Source organism: Pseudomonas sp. BSw22131 (genome assembly GCF_026810445.1).
Taxonomy (GTDB): Bacteria; Pseudomonadota; Gammaproteobacteria; order Pseudomonadales; family Pseudomonadaceae; genus Aquipseudomonas; species Aquipseudomonas huanghezhanensis.
In genome coordinates this window covers 3,384,053-3,404,099 of sequence record NZ_CP113949.1, presented here as the reverse complement: position 1 = coordinate 3,404,099, position 20,047 = coordinate 3,384,053, and the positions used below count along the sequence as shown (strand labels likewise).

The window sequence follows — 20,047 nt, the reverse complement described above, 5'->3', positions numbered from 1 at the left end:
AGCAAGACGATATGCAGAGCAGTAGCGATCTTTTTCCCGTGGCCTTGATCAGTGCCGAACGCCGTGGCGATCTGATCGAGGACGTCTACCGTTTGAAACCTGGCAACAGTCCTGATTTTTCCGTTGAACTGGCCGTGACACGTCTGGGGCTGGTGAGTGGTGCGAACGTGCGCAGTGTGCCGGTGATTCTGGTGCATGGAAGTTTCAGCAATCGGCGCTTCTGGTATTCACCTAAAGGCATCGGGCTGGGTGCCTACCTCGCGCGCGCGGGTTTCGATGTCTGGATTCCCGAGATGCGCGGTCACGGTTTATCAGCCCGAAATCAGGCCTATCGGCACAACCGCGTGGCCGACTACGCACGTTACGATCTACCGTCCGTCGCGGCGTTCGTGCGTGAGCAGAGCGGCCAGATCCCTCACTGGATCGGTCATTCGCTGGGCGGCACTACGTTGGCGGCAGCGCTCGGCGGCCAATACCTGGGCGTTGAGCAGGCCGCCTCTGTTGCGCTTTTCGGCAGTCAGGTTACCCGTGGGTTCTGGCCCTTGAAGCTGCCTCCTGTGCAGTGGATCAGCCGCTTCATACTAAAGCGCTTCGAGCACGTGTCTGGCTCGCGCCTCAAACGCGGGCCTGAAGACGAACCCATGGGTGTGCTGCTTGAAAGCATGCGCTGGCGCGGGCTGTTCGCACGTTTTGGCGACAAGAAGGAAGACTGGTGGGCGGGGCTGCGCGACGTCCAGGTGCCGCTGTTGGCCGTCACCGCGGCAGGAGACCATCAGGATCCGGCCTGGGCATGCCGTGAGCTCTACGAGCAGTTCGGCAGTGAGCGCAAACAGTTCCTGTGTCTGGGCCGTGAACAGGGCTTCACCGAAGATTTCGGCCACGTGCAGATGTTGGTCAGCAAGGCCGCGCAGGCTCAGGTATGGCCGTTGGTCGAGGCGTGGCTGGAGCAACCTGCAATGGGGCCGGTAACTGAATCTACGCTGAACGTGTCGGCAACTCCTTGAATTGCCGTGCTGCAGATCATTCCACTCAGGATGAGATGCGGCTAAGCTAGCCACCGGCAAGCAACCAGTGGTTGGTTTGCCGGGTTTAAAGGAAGCAATGCGCGATTGGGCGTGGTCCGACGTATGTGCCACCCAAACCTTGTGAAAACAGGTTCATCTTTGCTCATCACTGACAGGAGTTACCCAGCATGCATTACCTCACTCCAGATTTGTGCGACGCCTACCCTGAACTCATCACGGTGGTTGAGCCCATGTTCAGCAATTTCGGCGGCCGGGATTCCTTTGGTGGTGAAATCGTCACCATCAAATGTTTCGAGGACAACTCGCTGGTCCGCGAACAGGTCGACCAGAACGGCAAGGGCAAAGTGTTGGTGGTGGACGGTGGCGGTTCGCTGCGTCGTGCACTGCTCGGTGACATGCTGGCGGAGAAGGCGGCTAAAAGTGGCTGGGAAGGGATTGTCATTTACGGTTGCATCCGCGATGTCGACGTCATCGCGCAGACCGACATCGGCGTTCAGGCGCTGGCCAGTCATCCGCTGAAAACCGACAAGCGCGGTATCGGTGACCTGAACGTCGTCGTAACGTTTGCAGGCGTGACGTTCCGCCCCGGTGAGTATCTGTACGCTGACAACAACGGCATCATCGTCTCGCCCAGCCCTTTAAAGATGCCTGACTGACCGCCACCCACGGGATTTTGAATGTTCGACGAGACAAACGCGCAATGGGGGCTGCTTCATGCCCTGGTGTTGGATGGCAAGGGTGGGGCGCGTGCGATTGCTCGCACCGAGCTTGACGGGTTGCAACTGGAGCCGCACGAAAGCGTGTGGCTCCACTGGGATCGCAGTCATCCGCAAACCCGCACCTGGCTGCGCACTGCCAGTGGCCTGAATGAGTTTGTATGTGATCTGTTGCTGGAAGAGAACACCCGTCCACGGCTGTTGCCATTGCCAGACGAGCAGTTGCTGCTGTTTTTGCGTGGGGTGAACCTCAATCCCGGTGCCGAGCCTGAAGACATGGTGTCGGTACGGATCTTTGCGGCGGCCCAGCAGGTGATCTCCCTGCGCCTCAGGCCCCTGCGTGCCACGGATGAGTTGCTCGAACTGCTCAACGACGGAAAGGGCCCAAAGACCGCTTCAGAATTATTACTTTATCTTTCTCAATTCCTGACCGATAAAGTGCAGAAGGTAGTAAGCGACCTCACTGAATTGGTCGATGACGTCGAAGAATCCATGGATGCCGACGAACGGCACGTTCCAGAGCATGGCACCATGTTGCACATCCGCCGCAGGGCAGCCGGGTTGAGACGTTTTCTGGCGCCGCAGAGGGAAATATATGCGCAATTGACCCGGATCAAAATGCCGTGGTTTTTCGCAGACGATGCTGATTACTGGAATGAACTGAACAACAGTTTGACGCGTTATCTCGAAGAGCTTGAATTGAGTCGGGAGCGAATGGGGCTGGTACTTGAGTCTGAAGACAGGCGCTTGAGCGAGCGCATGAACCGGACCATGTACCGCTTCGGAATTATCACCTGCATCTTTCTGCCGATGAGTTTTCTCACCGGGCTTTTGGGTATCAATGTCGGTGGTATTCCCGGTGCTGAAAATCCCTACGGTTTCTTGATGGCATGCTCTTTAATGGTGGTGGTTGGACTGGGCCAGTGGTGGATGTTTCGGCGTTTGAGATGGGTGTGAGTAGGCTGTTTCCTACATCATTGAAAATGTAATTGTGACTCATGGAAATTTGGCTGCGTCTTTTCAGAGACAATGCGTGAGGTACCTGATGCACGATCCGTTTGAAGAGTCATTGCGTGACATGCTTAATTCGTCTTCTTCCAGTCGGGATGACGATGCCTGCCTTGGCCGCGTCCTGAAGACGGCAAATCGTCAGGTCGGCGCAGGTGATTTATTTGGTTTGCTTGGCCGCTGCACACAGGCAATCATGATTGCGCTGAACAACGGTTCGGCCCATGTTTCCCCGGTTTCTCGTCGCAAGGCGGCGCTGGCCAGCAACTCAGACAAGGCTGATTGAATATGGAATTGGACCTCTGGACACAGAGCCTGGTTACCGCAATGACTGCGCTGTGGACCAAAGTCGCAAACTTCATCCCGAATCTGTTCGGGGCGCTGGTGGTGGTACTGTTAGGTTTTGTCGTAGCCAAACTCCTCGATACGTTGCTGTCGAAGCTGTTGGCCAAGCTGGGGCTGGATCGTCTGATGGGCGGTACAGGCCTTACCAAACTGATCAGTCGTGCGGGTGTTCAAGTCCCCATCTCGACGTTGATCGGCAAGATTGTTTACTGGTTTGTGTTGTTGATTTTCCTGGTGTCTGCGGCAGAGTCGCTGGGTCTGGAGCGAGTGTCGGCCACGCTTGATATGCTGGCGCTGTATCTGCCCAAAGTGTTCGGGGCTGCTCTGGTGTTGCTGGTGGGCGTGTTGCTGGCGCAGCTGGTCAACGGTATTGTTCGCGGCGCGGCAGAAGGCGTAGGCCTGGATTACGCAGCCGGCGTGGGGCGGATCGCTCAGTGGCTGGTGATCATCATCAGCATTTCGGTCGCGATCAGTCAGCTTGAGGTGAAAACCGACCTGCTGAACCACGTGATTGTCATTGGATTGATTACCGTTGGTCTGGCTGTGGCGCTGGCCATGGGGCTGGGGAGCCGCGAAATCGCGGGTCAGATACTGGCAGGGATTTATGTACGGGAGTTGTACCAGGTAGGGCAACAAGTGCGTGTTGGCGAGGTCGAAGGGCAGATTGAAGAGATTGGTACGGTGAAAACCACACTGTTGACCGATGAAGGGGAGCTGGTTTCTTTGTCCAACCGGATCCTTCTCGAGCAGCGAGTGAGCAGCCGCTGAACTGGCGAATCTGCTAATGTATGCCGCCGCAAAATTTCGGGGTTCCCGGAGTGGCGGACATTCACCTGACTGTCGGCACGACTTGCTTTGAATAAGACCCAACCGCTCTCTATGCGTTACGACCCCCGCGAGCTCTCTGACGAGGAGTTGGTGGCGCGCGCTCACGGTGAGCTGTTTCACGTGACGCGGGCCTACGAAGAGCTGATGCGCCGCTATCAGCGAACACTATTTAACGTGTGTGCGCGGTATTTAGGGAACGATCGCGATGCGGACGATGTCTGTCAGGAAGTGATGCTTAAGGTGTTGTATGGGTTGAAAAATTTCGAAGGAAAATCGAAATTCAAAACTTGGCTCTACAGCATCACGTATAACGAATGCATCACGCAGTACAGGAAGGAGCGAAGGAAACGGCGGTTAATGGATGCGCTCAGCCTGGATCCACTCGAAGAAGCGTCTGAAGACAAGACGCCTAAACCAGAGGACAAAGGTGGGTTGGACCGCTGGCTTGTGTATGTGAACCCGATTGATCGGGAAATTCTGGTGCTGCGATTCGTCGCAGAACTGGAGTTCCAAGAGATCGCAGACATCATGCACATGGGCTTGAGTGCCACGAAAATGCGATACAAAAGGGCACTTGATAAATTACGTGAGAAATTTGCTGGCGTTACCGAAACTTAACTCGGAGCAAATATCTCTAACGAGCAGGCAAGTTCTGATAGACTTGCCGATGAGTTGTCCCCGTTATGCGGGACTGCTTTACAATCACCAGATGGGGATTTAACGGATGAAACTGAAAAACACCTTGGGCTTGGCCATTGGTACTATTGTTGCCGCAACTTCTTTCGGCGCTCTGGCACAAGGCCAAGGCGCAGTCGAGATCGAAGGCTTCGCCAAGAAAGAACAGTTCGACAGCGCTCGTAACTTCAAGAACGACGGCAACCTGTTCGGCGGCTCGCTTGGCTACTTCCTGACCGACGACGTTGAATTGCGTCTGGGCTACGACGAAGTTCACAACGTTCGTAGCGATGACGGCAAGAACATCAAAGGCGCTAACACCGCTCTTGACGCTCTGTACCACTTCAACAACCCGGGCGACATGCTGCGTCCATACGTATCGGCAGGCTTCTCTGACCAAAGCATCGGTCAGAACGGCAGCGGCGGTCGTAACCGCTCCACCTTCGCTAACGTTGGCGGCGGTGCCAAGCTGTACTTCACCGACAACTTCTATGCTCGTGCTGGCGTTGAAGCTCAGTACAACATCGACCAAGGTGACACCGAGTGGGCTCCAAGCGTCGGTATCGGCGTAAACTTCGGTGGCGGCTCCAAAAAAGTTGAAGCAGCTCCAGCTCCAGTAGCTGACGTCTGCTCCGACAGCGACAACGATGGCGTGTGCGACAACGTCGACAAGTGCCCAGATACCCCAGCCAACGTTACCGTTGATGCAAGTGGTTGCCCGGCAGTTGCTGAAGTTGTACGTGTTGAGCTGGACGTGAAATTCGACTTCGACAAGTCGGTAGTCAAGCCTAACAGCTACGGCGACATCAAGAACCTCGCTGACTTCATGAAGCAGTACCCACAAACCACCACCACTGTTGAAGGTCACACTGACTCCGTCGGTCCTGACGCTTACAACCAGAAACTGTCCGAGCGTCGTGCAAGCGCTGTTAAACAAGTTCTGGTTAACCAGTACGGTGTTGGCGCTAACCGCGTGAACTCGGTTGGCTACGGCGAAACCCGTCCAGTTGCTGACAACGCAACTGACGCTGGCCGCGCTGTTAACCGTCGCGTAGAAGCTGAAGTAGAAGCCCAAGCTAAGTAATTAGCCCAAGCCTCGAAAAAACCCGGCCTTGGCCGGGTTTTTTCTTGCCTGCAATTTGAGCAGCGAAGGTTTGGTAAGCCTCTGGCCAGTTCACGGCGAGCGTGATCAGCCAGCGTTGTATTGATACGACGATGCAAACCTGGTGTCACTCAAGATTGCCTGTCCGTCACTTGCCACCTCGCCAATTACCAACACAGAGGGGCTCTTCAGCTCGAAGGCCACCGCATCGTCGTGCATCGACAGCAGTGAGCTGCGGCACTCACGCTGATGGGGTAGGGAAGCGTTCTCGATCATGGCAACGGGCGTTCGGTCCGACAAACCACCTGCACGCAACCGGGCCTGAATCTCCGTCAGCTTCGCCACGCCCATGTAGATCACCAGCGTGGTGCCACTTTGTGCGAGTGCTTGCCAGTTCAGCGTGCTGTCATCCTGCGTGTGCGCCGTCACCAGCGTCACCCCTCGCGCTACGCCCCGCAATGTCAGTGAGATACCGCATTGCGTGGCGCCTGCCAGCCCTGCCGTAATGCCATTAACCAGTTCAACTTCAATGCCGTGCTCCCTCAACCACTGCGCTTCTTCACCGCCACGTCCGAAGATGCATGGATCGCCGCCTTTAAGCCGCACCACGCATTTGCCCTGGCGCGCGTAGCGCTGCATCAATCGATGGATAAACGCTTGCGGGGTTGAGCGGCAACCGCCTCTTTTGCCGACTGCGATGATGCGGGCCTGCGGGCAATGCTCCAGTACCGCTTTATTGACCAGATCATCAATCAGCACGACATGAGCTTCGTGCAATGCACGCACCGCTTTCAATGTCAGCAATTCCGGATCACCCGGGCCTGCGCCCACCAGCCAGACTTTTGCGTTCATACCATCACCTCAACGTGTTTGCCGTCGTTCAGCCGGGCTGTCCGATCAGCGTGGTAAGAGTGCCGTGGGCTTACGCCGCTCGGCTGTTGTGGTCTTTCAGCTCTTGATCAGCCATAGCCACATCAACAAATTAGCGATCAGCGACAACACAGCGACGGTCTGCCAAACCTTTAGCGGCTCACGTTCCAGGAGCGGGCGAGGCCGGGCGTTCAGTGTGGTCAGTTCGCACTGCTGCAACTGCAACAACCAATGCTCCGCAGTTTCGTAGCGATCTCCGGGATCTGCTTGAAGCGCTTGACTGAGGTTGTGCTCGATCCAGTCGGGGGCGTCGGGACGGTAGCGACTGGCAGGCACAGGACTGCCGAAGCGAGGGTGCTGGAACGCTTCGATTTCGCCGTAGGGATAGTGGCCGGTGAGCAAGAAATACAGGGTCACCCCCGCCGCGTAAATGTCCTGTCGGCGCTCCGGGATTTCACCGTCGAATGCTTCCGGCGCAATAAAACTTGGCGTACCTGGCAGTTCGTTCGGGTACGCCGCCGACAGTCCGGGGCAAAAAGCGAGTCCGAAATCCAGTATCCGCAACGCGCCGTCTTCACCGAGCAATAGATTTTCCGGCTTGATGTCGCGGTGCAGAATGTTCCGACGGTGCAGCAAACCCAGCGCGCTGATCAGGTCTGTCGCCAGGCTTATCCATTGCGGCAAGCGCAGCGGTCCGGCCTGCTCGAAGATTTCAGCCAGCGTCTGACCTGGATAGTGACGCATCACGTAATACAGATGCTGACGTTGCGTGCCTGGATGCACTTCAGGGTAATAACGTCCGGCCACTCGCTTGAGAAACCATTCTTCCAGCAGCAGCGCCTGTTCCGCGGCTGGGTCGTTTTGCAGCGCCGTCGGCAAGGTTTTCAGCAACCAGCGCTGGTCTTGCGAATCGCGTACCTGATAAACCCGCGATTGTCGTGAGTCGGCCAGCAAGGAATCTACCTGCCAGCCTTCAAAGACTTGCCCAGGCTTGAGCGACGGCGGCAGAGGCCATCGCTGCAACTGCTGCAGTGTCTCGCCCAGGCTGTCGGCGCCGAGCTGATCGACGCCAATCAGGAGTGCACTGGCGTTGTCTTGACTGCCGGCCAGGTGCGCGGCGCTCACCAGAGTTTTAACCGCACTGTCGAGATCGTGTTGTTCGCTCAGGATCGAGCGGATGCCGGCATCGCCCAGCGTCGCCCATACGCCATCGCTGACCAGCAGCAGGCGTTCGCCTTCGCGCAATTCGCCGTCCAGATAATCCATTACCACATACTGGTCGAGTCCCAGCGCTCGCTTAAGCACGTGTTGCATGTCGCGTTGTTCCCAGACATGGTCTTCGCTGATGCGCTGCAAATCACCGGCATGCCAGCGATACGCCCGGCAGTCGCCGATGTGCGCAAGCGTGAAGCGACGACCGCGTACCACCAGCACGCTCAATGTGGTCAGCAATCCATTGGCCAGCAGCCAGCGGTTTTGCGCCAGCAGCAGGCGGTCAAGCGCTTGTGCGACACCCCAGGTTTCCGGCGTTGAATAATAATCCATCGCCAATGCCTGGAGGGTCGAGCGGGAGGCGAGTCCGCCATCGACGCACTGACTGACGCCGTCGGCGAGGGCAAACAGATAGCCTTTGCTGGCCGCCAGTGCCGGAGCGGGGGTTACCAGCCTCAGCGCATCCTGGTTTTCCTCACGCGGGCCGCTGGCGCTGAACTCGGCGCAGGTCAGTCGCAAGCCGGTTACGGCGCTTTTCGGCAGGTCTGCGTGCGAGCTCATAAGTTGATTCCGGCGTGTAACGCGTGATAGATCTTCAGACCCGGGCGGCGGTAACAGCGGCCGAACCCCAGGTGGTTCTCCAGCGACGCTTGACACTCATCAGGCCAAACCAGGCCAGCACGCCCAGTAGCGCGAACAGCCACAAGCCCAGTTGATAGTCCCCGGTGTTTTGCTTGATCGCGCCCAAACCAGCCGCCAACAGAAAACCACCGATGCCGCCGGCCATGCCGATCAGGCCTGTCATGACGCCGATTTCTTTACGGAAACGCTGTGGCACCAATTGGAAAACAGCGCCGTTGCCTGCCCCAAGGCCGAGCATCGCCGCGACGAAAAGCGCCAATGCCGCCCATGAACTTGGCAGGTTGAAACCTACCGCCGCGATGCAGACTGCCGCCAGTGCGTACATCACCGACAAGGTACGAATGCCGCCGAAACGGTCCGCGAGCGCGCCACCCAGAGGGCGCATCAGGCTGCCGCCGAACACGCAGGCTGCGGTGTAGTAACCCGCGGTCACAGGGCTGAGGCCGTATTGGTCGTTGAAGTAGCCGGGCAGGGCGCTTGCCAATCCGATGAAGCCGCCGAAAGTCACGCTGTAAAACAGCATGAACCACCAGCTGTCACGGTCCCCCAGCGCTTTGAAATAGTCAGCCATGGATTTTGCTTTCGGGCGCTCCGGAGCGTTGCGCGCCATCAGCGAAAACGCAATCAGCGTCAATATCAGCGGGATGAGTGCGAACCCGAACACGTTGCCCCAGCCGAAGCTGGCGGCCAGCAACGGCGCGATCAGGGCGGCGAGTACAGTGCCTGAGTTACCGGCGCCAGCGATGCCCATGGCTTTGCCCTGGTGCTCGGCCGGGTACCACTGCGAGGCCAGTGGCAGCGCGACGGCGAACGAAGCGCCGGCCATGCCGAGGAACAGGCCCAGAATCAATGCCTGCTCGTAACTGTGGATGCCAAGTTTCCAGGCGCCGAACAGCGCGAGAATGACGATGACCTGTCCAATGATCCCGGCGGTCTTTGGTGATAGTTGATCAGCCAGCATGCCCATGAGGAATCGTAGAATCGCCCCGGCGAGAATCGGCGTCGCGACCATCAGACCGCGTTGCTGAGTGGTCAGATGCAGGTCTGCTGCAATCTGCACAGCCATTGGGCCAAGCAGGTACCAAACCATGAAGCTCAGGTCGAAATACAGAAACGCCGCGAACAGCGTCGGTTTGTGGCCGGCTTTCCAGAAACTTGTATGCATCAAAACACCTCATCTGCAAAAGAATGTGGCGGGCGAGGCGATCTCGCACAGCAACGGGTCAGGTCTTGCAGGTGAAGCACCAAACCACGGCGCTCCACCCGGCCCAAATCTCTGGGTCCAAAACGCAAAAAACGTCGCAGCCCGGTCCACATAAATGGAGGGGAGTGCGACGTCTTTGTCGTGAGTGGGGCAACCGCCGTTGGCTACCTGTGCAGATTACATAGCAAAACGTGGGCCAGAAGAGCGTTTCAGCCGAGCAGCTCGCTCATGGCGATGATCTGTTCGGCCACCTGCGTCAACTTCTGCTGCCGGCTCATCGCTTGGCGCCGCATCAGTGTGTAGGCCTCTTCTTCGTTGCAGCTTTTCATCTTCATCAGCAGTCCTTTCGCCAGCTCGATACGTTTGCGCTCGGCCAGTTGCTGATCGCGGGCATGCAACTGCGCGCGCAGATCCTGATCGCTTTCGAAGCGAGCCATCGCCACATCCAGAATGGGCTGCAAGCGCTGTGCGTGGATGCCTTCGACGATGTAGGCGCTGACGCCCGATTTGATCGCCTGCCGCATGACGCCCGGATCGTGCTCATCGGTGAACATCACAATGGGCCGGGGTAGATCGCGGGTCACCAGCACCACTTGCTCCATCACGTCGCGCCCGGGTGATTCGGTGTCGATCAGAATCACGTCCGGCCGAACAGCCTCAACGCGGGCGGGCAGGTCGATGATCAAGCCCGACTCGTCGATCACTTCAAAACCTGCCTCCACCAGCGCGGCCTTGAGGCGTCCGACCTTTTTCGGGGTGTCGTTGATCAGCAGGATACGCAGCATGGTGGCGACCTCCTCAGTGATCAGCGATGGCGGGGGCAGTGTCGGCCAGCGCGTGCAGTTTGAAGCCGTGCGCATAGCCCATCGGGTCGCTGCCATCCCAGATCTTGCCGTCGATCAGCTGGCTGCTGCGCATGGAGGCTGCTGGCACCTTCACATCCAGCGCTTGCGCTGCCTCGCGGTACAGCGCCAATTGCTGGACCTGGCGAGCAACGTTCAGGTAGTCCGGGTCCTCGCGCAGCAGACCCCAACGGCGGAATTGAGTCATGAACCACATCCCGTCAGACAGGTACGGCATGTTGACCGCGCCGTTACCGTGGAAGCGCACCGGATGGTTGTCTTGCCAATGATTGCCCAGCCCATCGGCGTATTCGCCGAGCAACCGTGACTCGATGGACTCCACCGGCGCATCCACGTAGTCGCTGCCGCTGATCAATTGCGCGGTGCTGCGGCGGTTATCGATGCTCTCTTCGATGAAGCGGCTGGCCTCCAGCACGGCCATGACCAGCGCTCGTGCGGTCTTGGGGTAGTGCTCGACGAACTCGAGTGTGCAGCCCAGCACCTTTTCCGGATGATCAGGCCAGATGGCTTGGGAAGTGGCCATTGTGAACCCGAGATCCTGAGCCACGGCGCTGGCGCCCCAGGGTTCACCGACGCAAAACCCATCGATACGGCCCGCCTGAAGATGCGCAACCATTTGCGGCGGCGGCACCACCACGCTGTCGACATCGTTGAGTGGATGAATGCCCTGACTGGCCAGCCAGTAGTAGAGCCACATTGCGTGATTGCCGGTGGGAAAGGTCTGCGCAAAGGTCAATCTTGAGTCGCTTTGGTGCGTGCGTTTGTCCAGTGCCTCAGGAGTGATCACGCCAGCCTCCTGCAGGGCGCGGGAGACATTGATGCTTTGCCCGTTCTGGTTCAGGCCCATGAGCACGGCCATGTCTTTGGCCTGGCCGCCGATCCCCAGTTGAGCGGCATATACCAGACCATAAAGGCTATGGGCCGCATGGAGTTCGCCGCTCAGCAGTTTGTCGCGCAGGCTGGCCCACGAGGTTTGGCGGTGCAGATTGATGGTGAGTCCATAAGGCTGGGCGAAACCCTGTGTGGCAGCGACCACCAGCGACGCACTGTCGGTGAGGGCCATGAAACCCACATCGATACTGCTGAGTTCTGGGGCATCGCTGCCGGAGGGCCAGGCTTGGGATGTAGGGATGGAATCGTTCATTAGATGTGTCCCGCCGAGGAAGGCACGAAGCGCCAAGGACCTTCCAAAAAAAACGTCGCTGCACCCGTTGCCTTAGCAACAGGAATCGCGACGCCATTGTCCGATGCTCGCTCCGTCGTTGGAACGAGTGTGATTGAACGACCAAAGCAAGCGATATGCCAGTGATGATGAAGCCGTTTTGCAAAGTTCAGGACAGGCCTCGCGCTGCACCTGTGCGGCGTCTATAATCGCCCGCTGAATTCAGCCGCAACGAGCCGCGCACGCCCATGTATAACCTGGCCCGCCAGTTACTGTTCAAACTCTCCCCGGAAACCTCTCATGACCTGTCGATCGACCTGATCGGTGCGGGAGGACGTCTGGGCCTCAATGGCCTCTTCAACAAGGCGCCGGCCCGGTTGCCGACGACGGTCATGGGCCTTGAGTTTCCCAACCCGGTGGGGCTGGCGGCAGGTCTGGACAAGAACGGCGCCGCCATCGACGGGTTTGCGCAATTGGGCTTTGGCTTCGTCGAGATCGGCACGGTCACCCCGCGACCGCAACCGGGTAATCCCAAGCCACGCATCTTTCGCCTGCCGCACGCCGAGGGCATTATCAATCGCATGGGGTTCAACAACCTCGGGGTCGATAACCTGATCAGCCGTGTGCAGGCCGCCAGGTACGACGGTATTCTGGGCATCAACATTGGCAAGAATTTCGACACACCGGTGGAGCGCGCCGTCGATGACTACCTGATCTGTCTCGACAAGGTTTACGCCCACGCCAGTTACGTAACCGTCAACGTCAGCTCGCCGAATACGCCCGGCCTGCGCAGCCTGCAGTTCGGCGATTCGCTCAAGCAGTTGCTAGACGCGCTTCGCGTTCGACAGCAATCCCTGACTCACCTGCACGGCAGACGTGTGCCAATGGCTATCAAGATCGCCCCGGACATGACCGACGAGGAAACCGTTCTGGTCGCCGCCGCGTTGCTTGAGTCCGGGATGGATGCGGTAATCGCGACCAACACTACGCTCAGCCGGCTGGGTGTCGAAGGCCTGCCACATGCTGACGAGGCAGGCGGATTGTCGGGCGCGCCGGTGCGCGAGCAAAGCACCCACATCGTCAAGGTACTGGCTCAAGAGTTGGGCGGTAAACTGCCAATCATCGCGGCAGGGGGCATCACCGAGGGTAAACACGCGGCCGAGAAAATCGCCGCCGGTGCGAGCCTGGTGCAGATCTATTCGGGCTTCATCTATAAAGGGCCGGCACTGATTCGCCAGTCGGTGGACGCCATTGCGGCGATGCCCGCCAGGGCCAACTGAATCCGGCATGCAACAAAAAGGGGGTTCCGATGAGGAACCCCCTGGGCTTTAGCCCGCGGCCCTGGTGGGGCACGCATGGTGTGATGAACTAGAAGAAGTTTTTTAGTCGCAACATTCCTTTCGTGTTAGCCGACCGCGTGAAGTTCGTTGAGTCTGTGGATACCCGCAGTGCCGGTCATACCGTCCCAGTTGTCGCCGCGACCTTCTCGCCAGCCATTGATCCAGGCTTGGCGCACCGACGGTAGAGTAAAGGGGCAAAGCTCACGGGATTTTCCATGAACACCAAATTGATATCCGCGTAAAAATGCTCTTTCCAACGGATCACGCTTAAGTCTTCTCATAGGGTGTTGCCCTCGTTTGTTGACTGTAATGTCCCTTCAGACCTCGAGTTGAGGTCGGGCAGAAATGTTCTGCCGTTGGTACCCGCTGCCGGCGTCGCGGGCTTAGGTGCTGCCGTCATTGCAACGACAACCTGTGGTGATTTCTAACCAATGCATCGGGCTCTGTGAATGACCGTTTTGTCATAAGAAAGTCATCTTTGGGCTATTAAAACCATAAGCGCGTGCGCGTTTCGCAACTCGTTTTTTTGCGAGCCCTCGGAAACACTGCGCTGCGCTGGTATCGAGACTGTGTCTCAAGTGCAAATGCTGGCTGGTTGCAGTCAGCGTTAAAACGACGAAGGGTCGGCGATGTGACTTTTTATTGCCACCGATGTCGTGCTCAATGGTGGTCTTTTAACATCAGATTTACGCCGATAATCACATCGGCTCATCGACTGCCACGGCCTTAGCGCTCCTTGATGGAGGCTTGCAGTGGTGGACCGGCACACCGTAGGTGCCACGCAGGTGTTCTCGACGAAAGACGCCTGTTTTAAATCGGGACGGGCAATGCGTTGTCCGCCACCAATCGCCAAGGCTCTTGAATAATCATGTCGGACCGTTACGAACTCTTCCTCACGTGCCCTAAAGGCCTCGAAGGTCTGCTTGCCGAGGAAGCCACTGCGCTTGGCCTCGAAGACACTCGCGAACACACTTCCACCATTCGTGGCACCGCCGACATGGAAACTGCCTACAGGCTGTGTCTGTGGTCGCGCCTTGCCAACCGCGTGCTGCTGGTGCTCAAGCGCTTCCCCATGAAAGACGCCGAGGACCTTTACCACGGCGTGCTCGATGTCGAGTGGCAGGATCACCTGGAGCCAGACGGCTCGCTCGCGGTTGAATTCAGCGGTCACGGTTCCGGCATCGACAACACCCATTTCGGCGCGTTGAAGGTCAAGGATGCGATCGTCGACAAGCTGCGAACGCCTGACGGCTCACGTCCTTCCATCGATAAACTCAATCCGGACCTGCGCATTCATCTGCGGCTGGACCGTGGTGAGGCGATCTTGTCGCTCGACCTTTCCGGGCACAGCCTGCACCAGCGCGGTTATCGCCTGCAGCAGGGCGCTGCGCCACTGAAGGAAAACCTGGCTGCGGCCATCCTGATTCGTTCCGGCTGGCCACGGATCGCCGCTGAGGGCGGCGCGCTGGCTGACCCGATGTGCGGCGTCGGTACGTTCCTGGTTGAGGCGGCAATGATCGGTGCTGATATCGCACCCAACCTCAAGCGTGAGCGCTGGGGTTTTTCCGCCTGGCTCGGGCACGTACCGGCGCTCTGGGGCAAGCTGCACGACGAGGCATTGGCTCGTGCCGAGGCCGGTCTGGCAAAGACGCCTTTGTGGATTCGCGGTTATGAGGCAGATCCGCGGTTGATTCAGCCAGCGCGCAACAATATCGAGCGTGCAGGCATGAGTGACTGGATCAAGGTCTACCAAGGCGAAGTTGCCACCTTTGAGCCGCGTCCTGACCAGAATCAGAAGGGCCTGGTCATCTGCAACCCTCCTTATGGCGAGCGTCTGGGCGACGAAGCAAGCTTGCTTTACCTCTATCAGAACCTCGGCGAGCGCCTGCGTCAGGCCTGCCTGAACTGGGAAGCGGCGGTGTTTACCGGTGCCCCCGATCTGGGCAAGCGCATGGGCATTCGCAGCCACAAGCAGTACGCGTTCTGGAACGGTGCCTTGCCCTGCAAACTGCTGTTGATCAAGGTTCAGCCCGATCAGTTTGTCACTGGTGAGCGACGCACCCCCGAGCAGCGCCAGATTGAGCGCGAGCAAGCCGAGCACGATGTGACGCCCGAGCCGGTCAAACTCAACAAGAACGGCAACCCTGTTCGCGAGCCGCAACCTGTTGTTGAGCAGGCGCGTCTGAGTGAAGGCGGGCAGATGTTCGCCAATCGTCTGCAGAAAAACCTCAAGCTGCTAAGCAAATGGGTGCGGCGTGAAGGCATCGATTGCTACCGCGTCTACGACGCCGACATGCCGGAGTATTCGCTGGCGATCGATTTGTATGAAGACTGGGTGCACGTGCAGGAATACGCAGCGCCCAAGTCCATCGATCCGGAAAAAGCGTCAGCCCGTTTGTTCGATGCGTTAGCGGCCATTCCTCAGGCGCTGAACATCGACAAGAGCCGTGTGGTGATCAAGCGCCGTGAGCGTCAAAGCGGCACCAAGCAGTACGAGCGCCAAAGCGCCCAGGGTCAGTTTGTCGAGGTCAAGGAAGGCGGCGTCAAACTGCTGGTCAACCTCACTGATTATCTCGATACCGGTCTGTTTCTGGACCATCGTCCGATGCGCATGCGGATCCAGCGCGAAGCGGCCGGCAAACGCTTCCTCAATCTGTACAGCTACACCGCAACGGCGAGCGTTCACGCAGCCAAAGGCGGCGCGCGCAGCACGACCAGTGTCGATCTGTCGAAAACCTATCTGGACTGGGCGCGTCGCAACCTTTCGCTCAACGGGTTCTCGGACAAGAACCGTCTGGAACAAGGCGACGTCATGGTCTGGCTGGAGGCAAGCCGCGATGAGTACGACCTTATCTTCATTGATCCGCCGACCTTTTCCAACTCCAAACGCATGGAAGGTATTTTCGACGTGCAGCGCGATCAGGTTCAATTGATCGACCTGGCGATGGCGCGTCTGGCGCCCGGTGGTGTGCTGTATTTCTCCAACAACTTCCGCAAATTCCAGCTGGAAGAGAACCTCGCCGAACGCTACAGCGTTGAAGAAATCAGCGCACAAACGCTGGACCCGGACTTTGCTCGTAACAGCAAAATCCATCGTGCCTGGAAGATCACCGCCCGCTAGGTTTCCGGCGTCAAACGCCTGACCCTGCGGCCATTTCGTGGGTCAGGCGCGCGGCATTTCCAGTGTTCGACATGCTTTACTGGTCAAGCTAATGGCGAATAGCTATAAGTGATCTTCGGCTGTGTATCACGACAACGCAGCGGCTTTTCCGAGTCTTGTGTATGTCGCTAAACCCATCTCGCACGAAAGTATTGGGCTTCATCAGCGAAGAGGCATCGTCATGGGTTGTGGCGATCCTTGCTTTCGCGGCGGGTATCGTATTGACCGCCTTGTTAGCGATGGCGAACGTCGAATTTTACAACCGTCAAATGCAGCAGCGATTCGAGTTGCTGGCCAACGAGCGTTTCAGTCGTATTCAGGAGCGGCTCGATGGTCAGGTTCAACGACTGGACAGTCTGCGTCGTTTCTTCGTGTTTTCGGATGAAGTGTCTGAGGATGACTTCATCGGTTTCGCCAACTCCATTCTGATCTGGACCGAAGCCTACTCGTGGCTGCCTCGGGTAGTCGACGCTGATCGCGCGCAGTTCGAAGCCAAGGCGCGAAGGGAAGGGGCGACGGGTTTTTCCGTGCGTACATTAGACCCATCGGGTGTATTGGAAACGTCTCCACGTCGGGATGTCTATTACCCGGCGCGTTACATGCACACCCTTAAAGCGGCGCCCAACGCGCTCGGTTTTGATGTCAATTCCGAGCCGCTACGCCATGCAGTTCTCGAGCGGGCCCGCGTGTCGGGACTTCCTGCGGCATCGCCGCGGATGCAGCTTTTCGGGCTCGATCCGCAATTCAGCAACGGCGTCCTTCTGGTCGCCGCTGTGGTCAGCCGTACGCCCAACGGAGTTATAAATCCGGCGCTCATAGAGGGTTACGTCTCAGCGGTCATTAATCTGCGCAAGCTGATGACCGAAGGGCTTCCGGCACAGGATCAAGACAACCTGTCGCTGACATTGACTGACACAACCGTGCCGCAAGCGCCCGACCTGCTTTACCAGTCAGGGAGCTCTGCTGCAATCAGCAGCTTGTACAGCACTAAACTGCTGACGCTGGCGGATCGGCGCTACCTGCTTGAGGTCAAGCCCACGGCAAAATTTTTGAGCGGTAATCCCTCGACTACCGACAGCGTTGTAATCGTGGGAGGGCTGTTGAGCTTTTTACTCAGCACCTTGTTTTATGTACTGATCAGTCAGCGTCAGCGTGCGTTACGTCTGGTGGATCAAAGCACCGCGCAGCTGCGTCAACGTGAGGTGCAGCTGCGTGATGCACACGGGCAACTGTGCAATGTCCTGGATGCAGCCACTCAAGTTGCCATCATCGCCACTGACCTTGATGGCGTCATCGCCACGTTTAACGTAGGTGCGCAGCTCATGCTGGGTTATACGAGCGATGCTGCATGCGGTCATTTGACGTTGCAGGCGTTGCACCTGCCTGCCGAGCTTGATACCCACACGCAGGAACTCAGTCAGCGCTATGGGCATTCCGTCGCTTCATGCGACGCGATGCTGGTCGAGGCCGTGGACAAGAACGGGAAGGCCGCACGGGACTGTACGTTCGTGCGCCAGGATGGCAGCACGCTGTTGGTCAACATGCAGGTCAGTGCGGTGTTGGATGAGCACGGGCAGTGGGTGGGCTACCTAGCGGTGTGTCTGGATGTGACCGAACGCAAGCGGGTCGAGGAGGAGTTGCGGACGATGTCAGTTACCGACCCGCTGACGGGGGTCTACAACCGTCGCTATTTTGAAGAACGCCTGGAGGCCGAGTTGGTGCGGGTAGGACGCCACGGTGGTGAATTGTCGGTGATCATGCTCGATCTCGATCATTTCAAAGCGATCAATGACGATCACGGTCACGCGATGGGTGATCGGGTGTTGCAGATGATTTGTCAGCGCATGGGCGATCGACTCAGGCGCACCGATGTATTTTGCCGATTCGGCGGTGAGGAGTTCATGATCCTGTGTCCGGACACTGACTCTTCCCAAGCCTACCGGTTGGCCAGGGAGCTCTGGGGCGAATTGCGTGGCACACCGGTGGACGACGTGGGTCGGGTCACCGCCAGTTTCGGGATGGCGACCTGGCGCTGGGGCGAGACAGGTGAAACCTTGTTGCTGCGGGCGGACTCAGGCGTGTACGCCGCCAAACAGGCGGGCCGTGACCGGATCCAGCCTGAAATGCCTTGATATCGAGGTAGCCGGTCAGGCCGTTTCCCCAACAAGTTGCCGTCTGCAGTGGCGACAGCCAGCGGCCGCCGCACCAGGCAGCGTGCCGACTTCATCCTTTAGCGTTACTGCTGCAGCGAGATGGCGTTGTTGGTCAGCTTTGGCTGCGAGTACAGGTCGACCAGCACTTCATCCAGCACCGAAGAAGCACCCCACGGGCGTGGATCGTTGAGGATCGCTACGACCGCCCAGGTATTGCCATTGCTGTCGCGGCTGAAACCGGCGATGGCCCGGACTGTGTTCAGGGTGCCGGTCTTGATGTGCGCTTCGCCGCGCAATGCGGTGCGCTTGAGGCGTTTACGCATCGTGCCGTCCATGCCTGCCAGCGGCAGCGAACTCATGAATTCGGCCTGATAAGGGCTGTTCCAGGCGGCCTGGAGCATCTGCGCCATCTCACGCGCGCTGACCCGCTCGGCACGCGACAAGCCTGAGCCATTCTCCATCACCAGATGCGGCGCAATAATGCCTTTCTTCGCTAGCCACTGGCGGATCACCCGTTGCGCGGCCTTGGCGTCATCGCCGTCGGCCTCGTTGCGAAACTCCGAGCCCAGGCTCAGGAAAAGCTGCTGCGCCATGGTGTTGTTACTGAATTTGTTGATGTCCCGAATGATCTCAGCAAGGTCCGGCGAAAATGCCTTGGCCAGCAGCTTCGCGTTGCCAGGGACGACATCCAGTCGATCCTTGCCCAACAGGGTGCCACCCAGCTCTTGCCAGATCGCGCGCACGGCACCGGCGGTGTACGTCGGGTGGTCCAGCAGCGACAGATAGGTTTGAGAATTGCAGCCATCGCCCAACTGGCCGGTGACTGTCACGTTGATCCCGCCATCAGGCTGAGGCACCGGGTTGTAGAGTACATCGCCGGTGCATTTGGTAGATGGCAATGCCTTGACCTGATTGTTGATATGGATCGCCGCAATGGGCGGCTCGACCGACACCAGAATCTTGCCGCCGTCGTTGCGTGTCACAAAACGCAGCGCCTTTAGGTTCACCATCAACGAGTCCGGCTTGACCAGAAACGGTTTGTTTTTATCGTTGCCGTCGTCATCGAAGACCGGCAATTGCGGCTGCACGAAATGGCTGCGGTCCAGCACCAGATCGCCAGTGATCTGCTGCACGCCATTGGCGCGCAGATCGCGCATCAACAGCCATAGCTTTTCCATGTTCAGCTTGGGGTCGCCGCCGCCCTTAAGGTACAGGTTGCCGCGCAGCACGCCGTTGCTCAGCGTGCCGTCGGTGAAGAATTCGGTTTTCCACTGGTGGGTCGGGCCGAGCATTTCCAGCGCCGCATAAGTGGTGACAAGCTTCATGGTGGACGCAGGGTTGACTGAGACATCGGCGTTGAAAACCGTTGCGGTGCCGGGGCCGGTGAGTGGCAGCATCACCAGTGAGAGGGCGTTGTTGTCGAGTTTGCTGGCCTTGATAGCCTGCTGAATCTTGGGCGGCAGCGCAGTGTTGATCGGGACGGCGAGGGCGGAGAGGGGCAATGGGAGAAGAAGCGTGGCAAGAAACAGTGGACGCAAAGATTTGATCATCAAATAAAACCCTACCGGTAAAGAGGGGAAACAAAGAGGGGATGGATTCCCTCGGTGGTCATGCCGCTCATCGGGCTGCGATGTTGCTATTGAATAAAGCCGCGATGCCTTGAAAACCTGCCAGGCCGACACTACGTGCGTGAGAAATGTGCACGGAGCATCGGTGATACGGCGGCATTATGCCCCAAGCGA

At 58.3% G+C, this 20,047-nt stretch carries 17 protein-coding genes; 10 read left to right on the top strand and 7 right to left on the bottom strand.

Annotation, left to right across the window (positions count from 1 at the left end; translation table 11 throughout):
- Positions 1 to 11 precede the first annotated feature (11 nt).
- From OYW20_RS15275 to OYW20_RS15245, 7 genes are all read left to right on the top strand, one after another.
- Positions 12 to 1,004, top strand: a complete 993-nt coding sequence (locus tag OYW20_RS15275) for an alpha/beta fold hydrolase (RefSeq protein WP_268796797.1) — start codon at positions 12 to 14, stop codon at positions 1,002 to 1,004.
- Positions 1,005 to 1,192: 188 nt separating this feature from the next.
- Positions 1,193 to 1,681: a ribonuclease E activity regulator RraA gene (rraA, locus tag OYW20_RS15270; protein WP_268796796.1), complete on the top strand. Its 489-nt coding sequence runs from the start codon at positions 1,193 to 1,195 to the stop codon at positions 1,679 to 1,681.
- 21 nt (positions 1,682 to 1,702) lie between these two features.
- The gene (locus OYW20_RS15265; protein ID WP_268796795.1) at positions 1,703 to 2,698 is read left to right on the top strand and encodes a zinc transporter ZntB; all 996 of its coding nucleotides are present in this window, start codon (positions 1,703 to 1,705) and stop codon (positions 2,696 to 2,698) included.
- An 88-nt stretch (positions 2,699 to 2,786) separates the two neighbouring features.
- Positions 2,787 to 3,035 carry a CrfX protein gene (locus OYW20_RS15260; RefSeq protein WP_268796794.1) on the top strand — a complete coding sequence of 83 codons (249 nt, stop codon included), beginning with the start codon at positions 2,787 to 2,789 and terminating at the stop codon, positions 3,033 to 3,035.
- Positions 3,036 to 3,037: 2 nt separating this feature from the next.
- Positions 3,038 to 3,862 (top strand): mechanosensitive ion channel family protein, encoded by an 825-nt coding sequence (locus tag OYW20_RS15255; RefSeq protein ID WP_268796793.1) that lies wholly within the window; start codon positions 3,038 to 3,040, stop codon positions 3,860 to 3,862.
- An 87-nt stretch (positions 3,863 to 3,949) separates the two neighbouring features.
- Positions 3,950 to 4,540 carry an RNA polymerase sigma factor SigX gene (gene sigX / locus OYW20_RS15250; RefSeq protein ID WP_268796792.1) on the top strand — a complete coding sequence of 197 codons (591 nt, stop codon included), beginning with the start codon at positions 3,950 to 3,952 and terminating at the stop codon, positions 4,538 to 4,540.
- A 106-nt stretch (positions 4,541 to 4,646) separates the two neighbouring features.
- A complete protein-coding gene (locus tag OYW20_RS15245) occupies positions 4,647 to 5,681 on the top strand; it encodes an OmpA family protein (protein WP_268796791.1) in 1,035 nt (344 codons plus the stop codon).
- A 105-nt stretch (positions 5,682 to 5,786) separates the two neighbouring features.
- On the opposite strand, the gene cobA is transcribed toward OYW20_RS15245, so the two are convergent.
- The 5 genes from cobA to OYW20_RS15220 form a co-directional block, all read right to left on the bottom strand.
- Positions 5,787 to 6,551 carry a uroporphyrinogen-III C-methyltransferase gene (gene cobA / locus OYW20_RS15240; protein WP_268796790.1) on the bottom strand — a complete coding sequence of 255 codons (765 nt, stop codon included), beginning with the start codon at positions 6,549 to 6,551 and terminating at the stop codon, positions 5,787 to 5,789.
- A 96-nt stretch (positions 6,552 to 6,647) separates the two neighbouring features.
- Positions 6,648 to 8,342: a bifunctional protein-serine/threonine kinase/phosphatase gene (locus OYW20_RS15235; RefSeq protein ID WP_268796789.1), complete on the bottom strand. Its 1,695-nt coding sequence runs from the start codon at positions 8,340 to 8,342 to the stop codon at positions 6,648 to 6,650.
- 34 nt (positions 8,343 to 8,376) lie between these two features.
- Positions 8,377 to 9,588, bottom strand: coding sequence for a nitrate/nitrite transporter (locus OYW20_RS15230; RefSeq protein ID WP_268796788.1), 1,212 nt, complete (start codon positions 9,586 to 9,588; stop codon positions 8,377 to 8,379).
- A gap of 248 nt (positions 9,589 to 9,836) precedes the next feature.
- Positions 9,837 to 10,412, bottom strand: a complete 576-nt coding sequence (locus tag OYW20_RS15225) for an ANTAR domain-containing response regulator (protein ID WP_268796787.1) — start codon at positions 10,410 to 10,412, stop codon at positions 9,837 to 9,839.
- A 13-nt stretch (positions 10,413 to 10,425) separates the two neighbouring features.
- Positions 10,426 to 11,634: a CmpA/NrtA family ABC transporter substrate-binding protein gene (locus OYW20_RS15220; RefSeq protein ID WP_268796786.1), complete on the bottom strand. Its 1,209-nt coding sequence runs from the start codon at positions 11,632 to 11,634 to the stop codon at positions 10,426 to 10,428.
- Positions 11,635 to 11,900: 266 nt separating this feature from the next.
- Between OYW20_RS15220 and OYW20_RS15215 the strand changes: the two genes are divergently transcribed.
- Positions 11,901 to 12,932 (top strand): quinone-dependent dihydroorotate dehydrogenase, encoded by a 1,032-nt coding sequence (locus OYW20_RS15215; protein WP_268796785.1) that lies wholly within the window; start codon positions 11,901 to 11,903, stop codon positions 12,930 to 12,932.
- Between the two features lie 125 nt (positions 12,933 to 13,057).
- Here the strand turns inward: OYW20_RS15215 and rmf are convergent, their stop codons facing one another.
- The gene (gene rmf / locus OYW20_RS15210) at positions 13,058 to 13,273 is read right to left on the bottom strand and encodes a ribosome modulation factor (protein WP_080290409.1); all 216 of its coding nucleotides are present in this window, start codon (positions 13,271 to 13,273) and stop codon (positions 13,058 to 13,060) included.
- A 587-nt stretch (positions 13,274 to 13,860) separates the two neighbouring features.
- On the opposite strand from rmf, the gene rlmKL reads away from it, so the two are divergent.
- Both rlmKL and OYW20_RS15200 read left to right on the top strand, forming a co-directional pair.
- Entirely contained in the window at positions 13,861 to 16,113 is a 2,253-nt protein-coding gene (gene rlmKL / locus OYW20_RS15205) for a bifunctional 23S rRNA (guanine(2069)-N(7))-methyltransferase RlmK/23S rRNA (guanine(2445)-N(2))-methyltransferase RlmL (protein ID WP_268796784.1), read from the top strand.
- A 161-nt stretch (positions 16,114 to 16,274) separates the two neighbouring features.
- The gene (locus tag OYW20_RS15200) at positions 16,275 to 18,284 is read left to right on the top strand and encodes a sensor domain-containing diguanylate cyclase (protein ID WP_268796783.1); all 2,010 of its coding nucleotides are present in this window, start codon (positions 16,275 to 16,277) and stop codon (positions 18,282 to 18,284) included.
- A gap of 104 nt (positions 18,285 to 18,388) precedes the next feature.
- Here OYW20_RS15200 and dacB read toward each other — a convergent pair whose 3' ends face one another.
- Positions 18,389 to 19,855: a D-alanyl-D-alanine carboxypeptidase/D-alanyl-D-alanine endopeptidase gene (gene dacB / locus OYW20_RS15195; protein ID WP_268796782.1), complete on the bottom strand. Its 1,467-nt coding sequence runs from the start codon at positions 19,853 to 19,855 to the stop codon at positions 18,389 to 18,391.
- Positions 19,856 to 20,047: the final 192 nt, after the last annotated feature.